A 16,103-nucleotide genomic window follows, 5' to 3' on the forward strand; every position below is an offset into this window, starting at 1 on the left:
TATTCTATACATTTTGAAATTTTCCTTTATTTTTTTGATATTTTTTAATAAAAAATCTCTGGCAAAACGCCAGAGATTTACTCAATATCTTTAATTATGTCCTCCATCATTTTTTGTATCTTTTCTGCTTCAGCAATATTTAGCACTCTTTCCGCTATTTCTTTTGCTCTTTCATATTCTACATTTCTGATGATATTTTTAACTGTAGGTATTGAAGATGCACTCATAGAAAATTCGTCTAAGCCAAGTCCTAACAATATAACCGTAGCTAAAGGATCCCCCGCCATTTCACCGCACATAGCCGCAAATTTTCCTTCTTTGTGAGCCGCATCGATCACAAACTTTATAAGCCTTAAAATAGCTGGGTTAAATGGCTGATAATAATCCTTTACGTGTTCATTCATTCTGTCAACAGCAAGGGTATACTGCGTCAGGTCATTAGTTCCTATGCTAAAGAAGTCCACTTCTTTAGCTAATATGTCTGCAGTCACTGCAGCAGAAGGTATTTCTACCATTATACCTACTTTTATGTTTTTGTCATACTTTATGCCTTCTTTATCAAGCTCAGCTTTTACTTCATTTAAAACGATATTTGCTTTTCTTACATCTTCTATAGAAGATATCATCGGATACATTATGTGAATATTTCCATAAGCACTTGCTCTTAAAATTGCTCGTAATTGGGTCTTAAATATGTCTGTCCTATCCAAGCAAAGCCTTATAGCTCTATATCCCAAAAAAGGATTCATCTCTTTAGGCATATCAAGATAAGGAAGTTCTTTATCTCCGCCTATATCTAAGGTTCTTATGGTAACAGGCTTTCCTTCCATTTTTTCTACAACTTCTTTGTAGGCTTCAAATTGCTCTTCTTCTGTAGGAAGAGTAGTTCTATCCATGTATAAGAATTCAGTTCTAAAAAGTCCAACCCCTTCTGCTCCATTGGCCAGCGCACTTTTTACATCTTTTGGAGTTCCTATATTTGCCGCTAACATGACTTTTTTGCCATCTGGAGTTGTTGCAGGCAAATCTTTTAATTTCTTTAATTTCTCCACCTTTTTATCATAATTCTCTTTTTTAGCCTTATATTCGTTTATTGTATTTTCGTCAGGATTTACAATGATAACTCCTTCCAAACCATCTACTATTATGGTATCTCCATTATTAACTTGAAGGGTAACATCGCCCAATCCTACTACAGCAGGAATTTCTAAGGAACGTGCCATTATAGCTGTATGAGAAGTTCTCCCGCCTACATCTGTAGCAAATCCTAAAACCATTTCTTTTCTCATGGTAGCTGTATCTGAAGGGGTTAAGTCTCTAGCTATAACTACCACTTGTTCATCAAGTTCAGAAAGGCTGGTGCTTTTTACTCCTAAAAGATTATTTATTATACGGTTTCCTACATCCCTTAAATCTACAGCTCTTTCTTTTAAATATTCATCATTTAAACTTTCCATTACAGAAGCATTTTGTTCAATTACTTTATTTACCGCATTATCAGCAGTTATAAGTTGAGTCTTAATCATACTTTCTACCCCTTCAATAAGTTCGGGGTCACTTGCTAGCATTAAATGTGCCTCAAAAATTTCTGCCTTGTCCTTCCCAAATTCTTTTAATGCATCTTCTTTAATTTTTTGTATTTGCTCCTTCGTCACTACTAAAGCTTTCTTAAACCTTTCAATTTCGTACTCTACTTTTGATTCATCTATGTTTTTCATGTTGATTTCTGCTTTTTCTTTAGTATATAAAAAAACCTTCCCAATTGCTATCCCCGGGGATGCCGCAACTCCTTTTAGCATTTTTGACCCTCCTTAAAATTAGTTCTAACGTCTATTATAACATAGTTTTCATCCCAGTGTGAAACTTTTGCACAATAATAAAATAAAAAAATAAAGCAAACAAAAAAGACCAGGAAAATATTCTCCCAGTCTTTTCTTAAAGCTTTTTTCACACTTCATATATGGCAATTTTGTTTCTTCCTTTACTTTTGCCACCTGCATACAAAGCTCTATCCGCATGGCTTATAAGTTTTTCTGCAGAATCAGCCTTTCCCGGATAATCTGCTACTCCACCCGTTATAGTTAAATATATATCTCCTTTATCTGTCCTAATTGGCCTTGATGATACTTCATTTCTTATCCTCTCTGCAATCATATAGGCTTGTTCTGCAGTAAGTTTCGGCAAAATCACTGCAAATTCTTCTCCACCAAATCGCGCTACAATATCATCACTTCTCACATTGTTTTTTATCCGTTTTGCCACTTCCTTAAGTACTTCATCTCCAACTAAATGACCGTAAGTATCATTAATCAGTTTAAAATTATCCAAGTCAAACATTATAAGGCTCACAGGCTCACTAGTCTCATCTGCCCTCATAATATTTTCCATTAATGCATCATTAAAATATCTTCTATTATAAGTCTTTGTTAAAGGATCAGTAATAGATTTTTTGGTGACTTCATAATATCGTTTAGCATTGGTTATCGCAACAGAAGCTTGATCTACAATTATCTCTATAATTTTAACAGAATCCTCATCAAACACATTTGTCTCTACATGCAACACCATAAGACATCCAATGACAGATCCCGAAAACCTTAAAGGAGCAACTACTACACTGCCATAGTTATTTAAAAATTGTTCTTTTAAAAATCTTTTATCCTGCTTTAAATCCTTAATTGCTACTGTTTTGTTAGAAGATATGCACTTTCCTATTATTCCCTCATCCTTGAAGTAATTTTCTTTAAAGCCTCCTTCTCCCTCTCTATTACCTATCGATTTTACTAAAGCAGCTACCCCATTAGAATCTGTCAAATATATTGCTGCTGCAGATATTGAAACAACTTGAGAAATAACTTCTATAATAGTATCTAATATTTGCTCCAACTCTAACTTCGAATTTATCATTTTAACCATCTCATATATGGCGTTAAGCCTCTTATTTGCCTTAATCAAATCTCTAATCATCCTAAAAGCATATGCTATGAATATAAGTGGAGTTAAAGATAACACAAAAAACAGAAGGCTATGTTTAAAATAAATATATGCAAGAAGTAATGAAAAAGGAATCATAACTATATAAGTACCCAACTCTAATAATACACTCTCATTCCAATACTCTTTAAACAAAATCTTCCCCTGTACTTTTAAAGCATAGTACAGTATAAAATTGTTCAAAAGGAAACTCATTATGACATAACTTAAAATATATTTAACTTGCGTAAAAGAAACTATTCCAATTTTTCCACCTATGAATTCATAAAACCATCCTGCCCCTAAATACGCAATAGAAAACATTCCTCCATTTAAAAAACCATTTTTTATCTTTTTTCTTATTACAATAGTATCAAACATAACAGATGATACCATGAGAGTAGCCGCTCCAACCGTTCCAAAAATTAAAAAAGTAGTTATTCCTATTGTAGGGCTTAAAGACAATTTTATATCTGTATACATTATTCCAAGATTGTCCAAAATTATTGCAAAAGCTAATAAAATCAAAAAGACTCTCCAATCCATTCCAATACCATCATAATAAAGTGACCACATAAATAATATACTTCCTATTGTAATTAAGGTCATATTAAAAACCAGTTCCCTGTACTTCCCCATACTAATCCCCTCGTTTTTCCGAATCATATTAATATTCTACATTTATTTCAAAAATCCTTCTTGGGTTGACAAATGTTTATAAAATTAATCACATTTATTTATCAGAGCCAATTGTACCACAAATCCCCATCATAATATGTCGAATTATGTATATTAATTCAAAAAATAAATTAGAACCTCTTCAAAATATTGAAAGAGGTTCTTTAAATTATAATCCAAAAATTAAATTGATAAATATTTTTCATCAGCATTCAGAATATCCGCAATTTAGGCACGTTTTACAACCTTCTGTATACACAAATGTTGCCATACCGCAAGCAGGACAAATATCAATGTGAGTAGTAGAAGATTTAATTCCATTACCATTATTTTGTGGTTGATACCCATTTCTTAAGGCCTTGCCTATAGCATCAGGAACTGACATAACCCTATTTTCCCCAAAACCAATTGCTGTTGCACCACCAATTCCTATTAACTGTTCAGTAATTTCTTCAATTGCTACTCCACCGCGCAAAGCTAAGGAAATTAATCTTGCAATTGCTTCTGTAAAAGCCGCTACATCAGAACCAGCACGCCCAATATTTACAAATACCTCAAACGGCTTCTCATCTATAAAATTAATCGTGACATATGCACGCCCTAATGGAGTTTCTATGCGTTTAGTAACTCCTTTTAATACAGGAGGTCTTTCTGTTATCTGTGTCTTTTCTTTTGATTTTATATCAGTAACTAAAACTCCTTCTCTAGAACCATCCCTATATACTGTAATGCCTTTACATCCCAATTCATAAGCCAATCTATAAATTTTATCTATATCATCAATTGTAGCAGAATTCGGTAAATTTATGGTCTTTGATATGCTTGAATCAACATATTTTTGTAGAACAGCTTGCATTTTCACGTGCTCTTCAGGAGTTATTTCATGGGCACTTACAAAGGCTGGATAATCAGCAAGCCAATGTTTTATCGTATGGGTACCAGTTCTATCTTGCCTTATATACTCTTTTGCAAAATTTGGCTCTATGCCAGAACTCACCCCTGTGAGAATAGAAGTTGTACCTGTAGGAGCTTGAGTCAAAAGAGTTGCATTCCGTATCCCATATGTTGCAATTTCCTCTCTTATTTCGTTTGGTAAACTTTTTACAAATTGTGATTTTAAATATTTTTCTGCAACAAATTCAGGAAATGCTCCTCTCTCTTTTGCAAGTTCCACAGAAGCTTTATATGCAGCATTTCTAATAGTGGAAGCTATTTGTTCTGTCACTTTAAGAGCATTTTCACTGCCATATTTCAAATCCATAAGTATCAATGCATCGGCAAGTCCCATAATTCCAAGTCCTATTTTGCGTAATTTTTGAGCCATTTCTTTATTTTGTGGTAATACATAAGCTCCTGAATCCAGCACATTATCTAAAAATCTAACCGCAATTTTTACTGTCTCTTCAAGATCGGTAAAATTAATTTTGCCATTTTCCACAAAAGCAACTAAGTTTATAGCTCCCAAATTGCATACTCCGTAAGGCTCCAAACCCAGCTCCCCACATGGATTTGTGGAGATTATCTTCGCAACATAATATGTATTGCTAAATTTATTATACCTCTCTAAAAATACTACTCCCGGCTCTGCCGATTCCCAGGCAGCAGTAACAATTTTATTCCACAGCTCTCTCGCCGGAATTTCCTTGTAAACTATAGTTGGATACCCTTTAGACTTCCATTCAGTTAAGTCACCTCTCCACTCAGCATCGTAATTAGGATGAGAGGTATCTGGAAACTCAAGCTTCCATACTTTGTCATGCGCTACTGCTTCCATAAATGCATCTGACACAGCAACAGAGAGATTTGCTTGCTGCATTTTTGTTAAATCCTTCTTAACTTTAATGAATTCTTCAATATCAGGGTGCCAGTCCCAAAGCATAAACATTAAAGCTGCTCTGCGACTTCCCCCCTGTTCAACTTGGGTAGCTACTTCATTTGCAGCCAACATCCAGCTTACAGCTCCTGATGAGGTACCACCTACTCCCTTTACATATGCCCCACGAGGTCTTAGTGTGCTCCAATTAATACCAACACCTCCACCTCGCGAGTTAATTTCCAGCATTTTAGCTATAGTATCCATTATAGCTGCCCGGCTGTCATTACCCTTTTTAGGATCATTTGCTTCAACAGGTATCACAAAGCAATTAAAGTAGGTAACCTCTCTGCCAGTCCCCGCCCCCGCAAGTATTCTACCCCCAGGTATAAATTTCCATTCACTCATCACTTTGTAAAACATCTCTTCTTCTCTTTTATTCGTAGCAATAGCTTTGGCAACTCTTCTAAACATTTCTTCCGTTTTTTTTTCAATCGGCTTTCCTTCTTTGTCTTTCAAAGCATACCTGTCAAGAAATACTTTTTCTCTTTGCTCATTCCAAATTGGAAGCATAATATAATTCCTCCTCTTATGTAAAACCACAATATTTTGTGTATTGACGTCTTTTATTATACATCTTATTGTGTTTTTTGCAAATTTAAAATTCGAAGTTTTGCCCCACTTTTTCCACATCTACTATTAAATTTCGTCTAAAATCTTATTAAATTAAACCCAGAAAAAAATTTAAAGTCCGGCTTAACGCCGGAGTAAAATATATACAATTTCTCTAATTATTTCACTATCATACTTCCCTTTTAAGTAATCTCTCTTCCAATCTGCAACTTCTCTCTTCTCCAATTCCCTAACAATTTGCGGCCTTTCAACCCAATGCCCAAATTCTTTAAAATTCTCATCCATAAACACAAATGTAGGTATCCTAGGCTTTCCTTCCACATAGTAAGGTTTCATATACTCTTCATTTCCTTCTCTTTTGACAATTTTAAGTTCAAAAGTTTTATTATAACTCGCAATTTTAGCCACAATAGGTACATTCACTTGAGAATCTGGACACCAGGTTTCAGCAAAGGCCAAAATATTTACCTTAGGTAAAGAAGCAATCTTCTGCACCACATCTTCTTCTAAAACAGTCTTATCATATCTTTCCCTGATACGCTGTCTTGTAATATCATCTTCAGAAGTTTCTATAAATTCATCAAAAGTAAGCCCTTTTTCAAATAAATCTTTTAAGCTCAAAGAGCTTTCCTCCTTTACTGTCTTTTAAATAAAGAGCCTAACACTGTTTTTGCACCTGAAACAGTTATCCCCAAGAAACTGCTATTGCGCGTTAAAATTTCATCTAAAGCATCTACCACTTTGTCAATTTGTTCTTTTGTCACAATCAAAGGAGGCTCTAATCTTATTACATTTGGATTATTCAAAGTGTAGGCTGTTATAATTCGATGCTTATTTTGAAGTTCTCCCGCAATCAAAGAACCCATGTATTCACTTGAAAGCTTTGAAATAGCACCTCCAGAAATTTTGTCAAGAAGTCCTCCTTCTGGTTGATTAAATTCTATTCCTATTAAAAGCCCCTTTCCTCTAACATCTTTTATAAGTTTTGGATGTTTTTCTTTTAATTCTTTCAGTCGACCTAAAAAGTATTCACCTTTTTCTTTTGCAGCATCAGGAAGTTTTTTCTCTATAATAGCTTGTATTGAAGCAATTGCAGCAGCACATGCATAGGTATTGCCGCCAAAAGTAGAAGTATGCAAAAGAGCTTTTTCCATGCTCCCATAAGCCTTTTGCCATATTTCTTCCCTAGTTATGTAGGCGCCAATAGGCATAACTCCTCCACCTAAAGACTTAGCAAGACACATTATGTCTGGAACTACTCCTTCGTGCTCACATGCAAACATTTTTCCTGTTCTTCCAAAGCCAGTTTGAACCTCATCTAATATTAAATAAGCATCATATTTAGTACATAATTCCCGCACTTTTTGCAAATATCCCTCAGGTGGAACGATAACTCCACCTTCCCCTTGGATAGGCTCTACTATAAAAGCAGCAACGTCTCTACCTTTCAAAGTTTCCTCCAAAGCTTTTTCATCTCCAAATGGAATAGGAACTGTCTCTGGCACAAGTGGTTTAAAATACTTTTGATATTTTTCTCGCCCTGTCACTGAAAGGGCACCCATCGATTTACCGTGAAAAGAGTTTTGGCAATAAACTATTTTGTGCTTTCCAGAGGCAATTTTAGCAAGTTTTAAAGCACCTTCTACTGCTTCTGCACCACTGTTACAAAAAAAACTCCTTTTAAGATTTCCTGGTGTCACTTTTGCAAGATTATGAGCAAGAACCCCCGGCAAATTTCCTATAGCAGCTTGTAGTATGTTAGGCATATCTTTTACTTTTTCTACAGCTTCGATGACCTCATCGGGGTTATGCCCTAAATTTAAAGCACCATAACCTCCTAAAAAATCATAATACTCATTTCCTTCATTATCCCATACTGAAACTCCTTTAGCTCTTACAAAAAGTTTATCAAACTGAAGCATTGAAAGCATGGATACAAAAACTGAATTTATATATTCTTTGTAATTTTCTCTGACTTGATTTTTGTTCAAAGTAAGTGCCTCTTCTAAAGTGATATATTCTGGAATGTCGTCTTTCACTTTCCCCTTTGTTCCTTCATACATTTTTCATCTCTCCTTCATTTTTAATGTCTGTGGTGGTGATGATGGTGATTATGGTCATGTCCACAATGGTTGCAACTATTTTCAGCATATTTAATATTTTCTAATTCTCTTCTTACTCTCTCTTTTATTTCTTTCACATATTCTTGCCTCAGCCTTTTCTGCTCTTCTTTTTCCTCTTCTGTTAAACCTTCTGTTTGCGATTTGTAATAAAGGAAATTTATTCTATCTATCATCTCTCTCGTTATCATCTCTCCACCTCATCGAGTAAACTTTAACAAATATATTATATTCCTTTTTTCCAAAAAACAAAAGAATTTTTATAAATTAATGGATATGACTATCACTTTTATGATATTATAACAATATAGCGGCAAATATTTAAGGAGGTTTTTGTAATGCCTTTAATTTGGATATTTTTTCTAATATTATTGTTTCCCTTTTTAATATTTGTATTTTTCATACAAGCAGCTACTTTTTCTTTTGCAAAATTAGGGTTATCTCCTCAAATGGCAGTTTTTCTTTTTAGCTTATCTTTAATAGGAAGTGTAATCAATATTCCTATATCTCGCAAAAAATTTATAGTACATGATGAAGAAGAGATATTTTTTCCTTTTCTTTTCTACTATCCTCCAAGAGTAAGAGAACAAATAATTGCTGTAAATGTAGGGGGTGCCATCATTCCTGTGCTATTCAGTATATACCTCATGCAAAGAACCCCTCTAATTCCTACGATAATAGCTACTATAATAGTCACAGCTGTTGCCAAAGCATTAGCTAAACCTGTGCCAGGAGTAGGTATTTCACTTCCTGCCTTTATACCACCTCTTGTAGCAGCTGCTGCAGCAATTTTGCTATCTCATAATAATGCAGCTCCTGTAGCATACATCTCTGGAGTTTTAGGCACATTAATCGGAGCAGATCTTTTAAATTTGCCTCATTTTAAAGACCTAAACTCTCATGCTATAAGTATAGGGGGAGCAGGTATATTTGATGGAATTTTTTTAGTAGGTGTAGTAGCAGCTTTATTAGCTTAAAAATACCCTACTTACACCGTAGGGTATTTTCCTCACTTTAAATACTTATTAAACCATTCTGTTATTTCTTTAAGCCTTCCTATCCTATTTTTAGGCTTGCCACTTCTTGAAAGCTCATGATTTTCACCATGAAAAAGTACCAATTTCGATTCCACACCAAAATATTTAAGAGCGCTAAAAATTTGAAGTGCTTCTCCCATCCAGCATCTATAGTCTTCATCTGAATGCAAAAACAAAGTAGGGGTTTTTACTCTATCTGCGTATTTTAAAGGCGAATGTTCCCAATACTTTCCAAAATTATCCCAAGGGGTTCCTCCTATTTGGTCAGGAACAAAATAATAACCTATATCCGTCGTCCCAAATTCTGTTGTCCAATTAGATATGCTCCTTTGAGATACTGCTGCCTTAAACCTATCTGTATGCCCTATTATCCAGTTTGTCATAAATCCTCCATAAGAACCACCTGTTACTCCTACTCTTGAAGAATCAATGTCTTTGTAATTTTCAAGCACATAATCTGTAAATTTCATAATATCTTCATAATCAATTGTCCCATATTTTCCTCTTATATCAGCAAATTCGTTTCCTCTGCCATCGCTTCCTACCGGATTGCAGAAAAACACAAAATACCCTTCTGAAGCCCAGTACTGCATTTCATGGAAGTACACTTCACCATATACTGTTTTAGGACCACCATGTATATTTAATATTGCAGGATACTTCTTGCCTTCTTCATAGTCTATAGGCTTTATAACCCAACCATCTATAAAATGCCCTGGCCTCGTCTCTACCTCTACTCTTTCAAGCTTTGAATGTTTCTTTTCCTCCTGTACCCACTCATTAAAGTCAGTAATCTGTATCTCTTGCCCGTCTTTGTACTCATAAAGCTCCAAAAGCTTTAATCCTCTAAAACCGATAAAAAGAATATTATCGCCACATACATCAAACATATCCACAGATCCATCTTTATCTATCACTTTTTCTATTTTCCCTTCTAAATTTATCCTGTTAAGATAAGCATTGTACCTCTCTGTAGATATGAAGTACAAATAATCTCCTTCTGCTTTAAAACTAAAGCCTGAACCGTATCTCACATCGGAATTTACAGAATTCCCTAAACTCATGTCAAGGTTAGGAGTTATGCACCTTCTTTCACCTGATTCTTCTTCCAAAACGTAGAATTTGCTGTTTTCATTTATACCGTATTTTTTCATATCTGTTCCAGCGCATATTATCTTATCTCCTAAAAAATCCACATACCTATAGGAAAAATCTGAATCCTTATTCACTTTCTTAAGTTCTCCAACCTTTAAATTGTATATATAAACATCACTTGTCAAAGGCATTTTGTCTTTATAACTTTTTCCTATAAACACAGCTTTTGTCTTATCTTTGTTGAGCTTTAAAGAATACACATCAGTGTATTCATCTGTTATAGGCTGCAATTTATTATCACTTAATTTATAAACATAGAGCCTTCCCCTGTCTTTATTGATGACTCCTTCGCCATTCGCCCAAAAAGGAATCTCATCAAATACTTCGTAATCTTTCTCCTCTTTTCTTCTTTCAAGCTCTTTTTTCTTCTCCTCCTCACTCAAACCCTCCAAATCCTTTTTATTCATATTATAAAGTGCAATCAAGAGAAAAGTATCGTCATCAACAGGCAAAATCTCTGTAACCTTTTTAGGTATCACAAAAGCCTCAACAGCCTCTCCTCCGTGTATGTTAATTTTGTAGTACTTTGTAAATTCCTCTCCACTTTCTACCTTCTCTTTGTCCTTTGGATTTCTGCTACCTGCAAAAAGTATGTAATCATCGTCAAGCCATACAAACCCTCTCTCCTCATTAAAGGAAGTCAGCTGAAAATATTTTTTAGTCTTTGTATCCAAAACCCATATGTTAGACAAATACTTGTTCTCCTCAACGTCTATTCTATGTACCACAAATGCTGCGTGACTACCACTTGGAGAAAATTTTAATCCTGATAAAAATTTAAATTTTGTAAAATCTTCTAATTGTAACTTCTCCATTAAAAACGCCCCCTAATAAAATGTTTTCAAAAATATTATAGCACTAAAATACAAAAATTCCTAAAGGCTTTCTCTATACTGCGGCGGAAATATTACACTCAAATAAGAATAGCTGGCAGTATAGGTCTTCATATTGAAGATAACTTTTCGGATATTTTTTAACCACTTTTTAATATCAAACAAAAATTTCTTAATGAGGAAATTTTCCTGTTTATAGAAAATAGCAATGGGCCATCCTTCTATTTTTTCTTTCAAGCTTTCCAATACATTTGCATAAGAAATCCTCTCTTCCTGAGACGATTCGATAAATACAAAAAAGTAAAAAGGAATAAAGATTACTGAAACTATAGCAAGGATAGGGTTGAGATATATTAATACGACTATCACAACTAAAAATCTCAAAATATTAAGAAGAGTTGATGTGAAGAAATAGGAAGCTTTTGCAGACTTTCATATGTCTTTTGAAAAAAATTAGCTGCTACTTCTTATATTCAAATCTACACTCTGCTATAAAATTTAAAATTACTACAATGGTTCTTATTACAAAGAGCGCTAACAAAAGTGATATTAACTTAGACAAAAAGAATTTTGACTGCATTAAGTTAATTATCTTTCGATTAATAAAAGGTACCAAAGCTCCCAGTAAAGATATTGCAGCCCAAAGGATGAGGATATAAAACTAAGGCTTCCAATATGGTCTGGAGTAGTGAAGAATTTTTTTAAGATATACTTTACCCCATAGACCAATCCAGCTCTCTTACAGCCTATATGGTACACCTTTTAAACTATAAATATCTCTCTTTTTAATTTCTCTGGTATTTCACACAAAATTTTTATATAGCTTCTTCTGAAGCCTTCATCTCTTCTTTCTCATCAATCCCATAATTGTACATATAATATAAATACCCTCTTTTATTTAATAGTTCATCCAATGTGCCTCTTTCAATGATTTCTCCATCTCTCATCACAAATATTTCATCATACCTTTTAAGTATCTCTGGGTCTAACTTATGGGTTACAGCAAGCACTGTCGCATCTAAATTTATAAGTATCCTCTCTATATCGCTTGCCGTAACTTTGTCTAAAGCCGCCGTAGCTTCATCTATAAGCAGTATTTCAGCTTTCTTGATTAACGCTCTTGCAATTGCTATCCTCTGTCTCTCTCCTCCTGATAGCTCTACTTCCCCTTCTCCTACTATTGTATCGAGTCCTTTGGGAAGTTTCTCAACAACATGAACTAAACCAGATTGTCTCAAGGCCTCGTTTATCTCCTCTTCACTGCATTCACTGTACAGACAAATGTTATTCTTTAATGTGTCGCTAAACATAAAGACATTCTGCTGTATAATACTAACTTTCCTGTAATAGGAAGCAGGGTCAAATTCTCTTATATCTACTCCGTCAATTAGCACTTGCCCCTCATAATCTGTAATGTGATTTAATAAGACTCTAAGTAGTGTGGTCTTTCCACAACCGCTTTCTCCGACCAACGTATATTTTTTGCCCTTATCAAGTTTTATGTTTATGTTTGACAAAGCATTCCTCTTCCCATCGTAGGAAAAGGTTAGGTTCTTGATTTCTATGGAATTTTTAAATTCAAAAGGCTTATCTCCCTGTGAGACTTCCTCTTTGCTTACGTCTATTATTTCTTTTTGGATTTTATCTGCTATTTTTTCAACAGATTTTATTTTTGTTCCATATACAGATGCAGAAATTAAAGGATTTACTATGTAGTTCATAAGCTGTACAGCGGCAATCATAGAACCTACTGTTATGTAACCTCTTAAGACTAAATATGTGGCTACGAGAATGTTTACAAAAAACATCGCAAATCCTGACACGATAGACAAAGCTCCCTGAAATCCTTGAAATGCATCAGATTTGTACCCCGCCATTTCTGCATCTTTGTTATCTTTTGATGTCATATTGAGGATTTTATTCTCTATGTTAAAGGCCTTTATTACTTCAAATCCCTGAGCCATCTCCTTTATCCTGTTAGTAAACCTCTCAAGCTTTTTAAGGTACTGCCCCTTTAGTTCCTGGTTTATTTTTGTGAAAAGCTGAGGCACAATCACTGGAACCCAGCCAAAAATGAAAATGACTATAGTGAGATAAACGTTTATTCGAAGTATCAAATATAAAGACACGATAAATAGTAAAACGTCTTCCATAATGTTAATGAGACTTGTTAAATAATTACTCTCTATCATTCTCACATCATTGCTAAGTAAAGATATCAATCCTGAACTTGTAATTTTTCTTCTTCTAGAATTTATGAAACTTTCTATGATGGATTGCTTGTAGTCTATCAATACTTTTTTGTTAAAAGCTGATGAAGCTGCTTTTGACAAAGTTTCAGCTGTAAATACTGCTATCAAAAACCCTACTGAATACCATATTAACGTAGAAATGCTGTAATTTAAATTTCCAACAGATGTGTCAACAATTATTTTAAAAAGTATCGCCTGCAGGGCTTTAAGAGCTGACACGAAAATTATAAGTATAACGTTTACCAGAATTAAAAACTTGTACTTTAAGATGTATTTCTTTATCGTCTCCATTTATATCATCTCCCTGGAATAAAATTCTTTATATTTATTTAAAAATTCCTCAAATCTTCCATTTCTCATTATTTGAAAAAGCTTAGTTAATACTAATTCTGTTAATTTGATATTTTTGTCACAGTCTTCTTTATCAATAATAAGTTTACCTTTTTCTATAAGGGATTTCGCAGGACATTTTGTACACCAAAAGCTGGCCACACAGTTTCTGCAATCTTCATGAGTTTCTTTATTTACTGATTGTAACATTTCACTTATTCTTTTGAAACCTGAGTTGATAGCATATATATCATCATATATGTTACCAATTTTGTAGTTCCCCCTACTAATATATAGGGGACAAGGCCATATATCTCCATCGGAATCAATTGTTATCTGGTTAATTCCTGCATTACAAAAATATGAATATCGTCGTTGCGATAAAATACTGTTTGTTATAGTATTTAATGAAATATTGTAGTTATATTTTTCTTCAAAAATATCAGAAAAAAATTTTTCTACTTCATCATCTATTCTATCCAATCCATTTTCATCATCATGTGGTACTTTCAAGTTTTTATCATTTGTTACAACATTAAATACAGAAATTCTTTGAATACCCACTTCATTTTTCAAATGTTCTATAATTTCTGTTTTACTTAATTTTTCATAAGCCTGTTTAGTATAAGTAGCCTGAATAAAACCAACATTTTCTTTATTCCTATTCAGTTTTTTTACATTAGTTACAATAGTAGTATAAGTGCCTCTACCATCTGGATATTTACGATGTACATCATTAATAAATTCTGGTCCGTCGATACTTACAGTAACTTTAATATTATATTCCTCAATTAATTTATGTATTCTTTCGCTATAAATAGTCCCATTTGTTTCCATTAAAAAGTTTACTTTTTTATCTTTAAATCCCATACATATCGTTTCTATTGCATCTACTGCGAGCAATGGTTCTCCACCAAAAAATAGAATAGCTGACAAGTTTGGAAACTTATTTGCAATTTCTTTGCTCAGATTAACAGCTTCTTCTGGTTTCATAACTTTTCTTTTTTTTCCATAGCTACCGTATGATGCGTAACAGTACGAGCATCTTAAATTACAGTCGTTACTAACAATAAGCTTTATAGAAGTAATGGTGCTGGTTGATGGTTCTTTTGTGTAAAAATCATCATTAGGTTTACAAGTATTTTTTATTTTTTCCCATATTTCTTTTTCTTTCTCTGTCAGTGTTTTCTCTTCAGAAATTTTTCCTAAAACATTGACAAACTCCTCTTTTAATGAAAAAAGTTCCATATTAGCTACATTAAATAGTAATCTATTATTTAAATCCACAAAGGAATCTATCCTGGATAGATACAAGACATTTCCTCCCCTTTCACCTATTACATTTTAAAAAGACAAATAAAGAATTTCAATAATTAATATAATTTTTGATTATCATTATAATTTTACGGAATTTGAGGACTTTTAGCTATAAATTTCCTCCAAAGGGCAAAATAACCCTTTGGAGGACCTTTTCTTTAACTAATTTATCTTTACAACACCACATCCGCCAAGCCCGAAGCACCAGTCCATTGGAGACACAGAAGAAAATGTTATTTTACTCATATTTTCACCCCCTTTCTTATGATTGTATAGACTTGTGCGAAATTCAAAAGCCTTCATTTAAGCCATTCCACAGACATACTTTTTTTCTATCACTCTTGAATTTTTTATCTTTTATGTAGGATTTTCCCTCCCATTTGTCGAATTATTATATATACACTATAAAAAATTTTTTAAGAAGGAGGAAATCCTACATGTACCAGCTTCAATCCCCCTCTGACTGATGATGATTATATGGTCTGTGAAGCGGGTATTAAAATGCTTAAAGATGGCAAGCAGTATTTTGATGGTTTTATTAAGCAAAAATTTGTTTGCAAGTTCTGCAATTCTAAAGATGACTCTGCCTGCCCTATAAAGCATCCTAAATATTTTAATGGCAAAAAGCATAGAGGCTGTACTAAGTATGCTATTATATCTTCTGATTATAGGTCTTCTATTAATAGAGACTCCCTATATTTTAAGGCTGTCTATAGACTAAGAATAGAATCAGAAAGATAAATTTAGATTTAAAGCTCTGGATTTTGAAAAAGCTTATGTTAGAAATATTAATTCTGCCAGCAACCTTAATACTTTTGGCCATATTACTTTGCTTACTGTCGCTATTGTAGCTATTAAATTGGGCAAATATGATGAGTTTAGATCTCTTGTTGCTTTAATGCAATCGGCCTAATTTTTACTGAATCTATTTCATGCCACTTTTTAACATTTGGCTTCTATAG

10 protein-coding genes and 1 pseudogene are annotated in these 16,103 nt (G+C 33.6%); 2 read left to right on the forward strand and 9 right to left on the reverse strand.

What is annotated here, in order from left to right; translation table 11 throughout:
- Nucleotides 1-77: 77 nt before the first annotated feature.
- From ptsP to BUB32_RS08940, 6 genes are all read right to left on the reverse strand, one after another.
- Nucleotides 78-1,799: a phosphoenolpyruvate--protein phosphotransferase gene (gene ptsP / locus BUB32_RS08915; RefSeq protein WP_072969081.1), complete on the reverse strand. Its 1,722-nt coding sequence runs from the start codon at nucleotides 1,797-1,799 to the stop codon at nucleotides 78-80.
- Nucleotides 1,800-1,947: 148 nt separating this feature from the next.
- Nucleotides 1,948-3,612 carry a sensor domain-containing diguanylate cyclase gene (locus BUB32_RS08920; protein ID WP_072969082.1) on the reverse strand — a complete coding sequence of 555 codons (1,665 nt, stop codon included), beginning with the start codon at nucleotides 3,610-3,612 and terminating at the stop codon, nucleotides 1,948-1,950.
- A gap of 244 nt (nucleotides 3,613-3,856) precedes the next feature.
- Entirely contained in the window at nucleotides 3,857-6,037 is a 2,181-nt protein-coding gene (locus tag BUB32_RS08925; RefSeq protein ID WP_072969083.1) for an adenosylcobalamin-dependent ribonucleoside-diphosphate reductase, read from the reverse strand.
- 183 nt (nucleotides 6,038-6,220) lie between these two features.
- Nucleotides 6,221-6,718: a thioredoxin family protein gene (locus BUB32_RS08930; protein ID WP_072969084.1), complete on the reverse strand. Its 498-nt coding sequence runs from the start codon at nucleotides 6,716-6,718 to the stop codon at nucleotides 6,221-6,223.
- A 14-nt stretch (nucleotides 6,719-6,732) separates the two neighbouring features.
- Nucleotides 6,733-8,160 (reverse strand): aspartate aminotransferase family protein, encoded by a 1,428-nt coding sequence (locus BUB32_RS08935; RefSeq protein WP_072969085.1) that lies wholly within the window; start codon nucleotides 8,158-8,160, stop codon nucleotides 6,733-6,735.
- 20 nt (nucleotides 8,161-8,180) lie between these two features.
- Nucleotides 8,181-8,408, reverse strand: a complete 228-nt coding sequence (locus BUB32_RS08940) for a DUF896 domain-containing protein (RefSeq protein WP_072969086.1) — start codon at nucleotides 8,406-8,408, stop codon at nucleotides 8,181-8,183.
- 147 nt (nucleotides 8,409-8,555) lie between these two features.
- On the opposite strand from BUB32_RS08940, the gene BUB32_RS08945 reads away from it, so the two are divergent.
- A complete protein-coding gene (locus BUB32_RS08945) occupies nucleotides 8,556-9,194 on the forward strand; it encodes a DUF1614 domain-containing protein (RefSeq protein ID WP_029687901.1) in 639 nt (212 codons plus the stop codon).
- A 32-nt stretch (nucleotides 9,195-9,226) separates the two neighbouring features.
- On the opposite strand, the gene BUB32_RS08950 is transcribed toward BUB32_RS08945, so the two are convergent.
- The 3 genes from BUB32_RS08950 to BUB32_RS08965 all read right to left on the reverse strand — a co-directional run bounded on the left by BUB32_RS08950 (nucleotide 9,227) and on the right by BUB32_RS08965 (nucleotide 15,138).
- Nucleotides 9,227-11,224, reverse strand: coding sequence for a S9 family peptidase (locus BUB32_RS08950; protein WP_072969087.1), 1,998 nt, complete (start codon nucleotides 11,222-11,224; stop codon nucleotides 9,227-9,229).
- Nucleotides 11,225-12,057: 833 nt separating this feature from the next.
- Nucleotides 12,058-13,785 (reverse strand): ABC transporter ATP-binding protein, encoded by a 1,728-nt coding sequence (locus tag BUB32_RS08960; RefSeq protein WP_072969089.1) that lies wholly within the window; start codon nucleotides 13,783-13,785, stop codon nucleotides 12,058-12,060.
- Nucleotides 13,786-15,138, reverse strand: coding sequence for a radical SAM/SPASM domain-containing protein (locus tag BUB32_RS08965; RefSeq protein ID WP_072969090.1), 1,353 nt, complete (start codon nucleotides 15,136-15,138; stop codon nucleotides 13,786-13,788).
- A 447-nt stretch (nucleotides 15,139-15,585) separates the two neighbouring features.
- Between BUB32_RS08965 and BUB32_RS08970 the strand changes: the two are divergent.
- Nucleotides 15,586-16,054, forward strand: a pseudogene (locus tag BUB32_RS08970) (transposase); the annotation flags it as partial.
- Nucleotides 16,055-16,103: the final 49 nt, after the last annotated feature.

Source organism: Thermoanaerobacter uzonensis DSM 18761, from assembly GCF_900129115.1.
Taxonomy (GTDB): domain Bacteria; phylum Bacillota; class Thermoanaerobacteria; order Thermoanaerobacterales; family Thermoanaerobacteraceae; genus Thermoanaerobacter; species Thermoanaerobacter uzonensis.

What these genes read in the sequence shown, in the direction of transcription:
- ptsP (WP_072969081.1), bottom strand. Translation starts at nt 1,799, where the DNA reads ATGCTAAAAGGAGTTGCGGCATCCCCGGGGATAGCAATTGGGAAGGTT.
- BUB32_RS08920 (WP_072969082.1), bottom strand. Translation starts at nt 3,612, where the DNA reads ATGGGGAAGTACAGGGAACTGGTTTTTAATATGACCTTAATTACAATA.
- BUB32_RS08925 (WP_072969083.1), bottom strand. Translation starts at nt 6,037, where the DNA reads ATGCTTCCAATTTGGAATGAGCAAAGAGAAAAAGTATTTCTTGACAGG.
- BUB32_RS08935 (WP_072969085.1), bottom strand. Translation starts at nt 8,160, where the DNA reads ATGTATGAAGGAACAAAGGGGAAAGTGAAAGACGACATTCCAGAATAT.
- BUB32_RS08940 (WP_072969086.1), bottom strand. Translation starts at nt 8,408, where the DNA reads ATGATAACGAGAGAGATGATAGATAGAATAAATTTCCTTTATTACAAA.
- BUB32_RS08945 (WP_029687901.1), top strand. Translation starts at nt 8,556, where the DNA reads ATGCCTTTAATTTGGATATTTTTTCTAATATTATTGTTTCCCTTTTTA.
- BUB32_RS08950 (WP_072969087.1), bottom strand. Translation starts at nt 11,224, where the DNA reads ATGGAGAAGTTACAATTAGAAGATTTTACAAAATTTAAATTTTTATCA.
- BUB32_RS08960 (WP_072969089.1), bottom strand. Translation starts at nt 13,785, where the DNA reads ATGGAGACGATAAAGAAATACATCTTAAAGTACAAGTTTTTAATTCTG.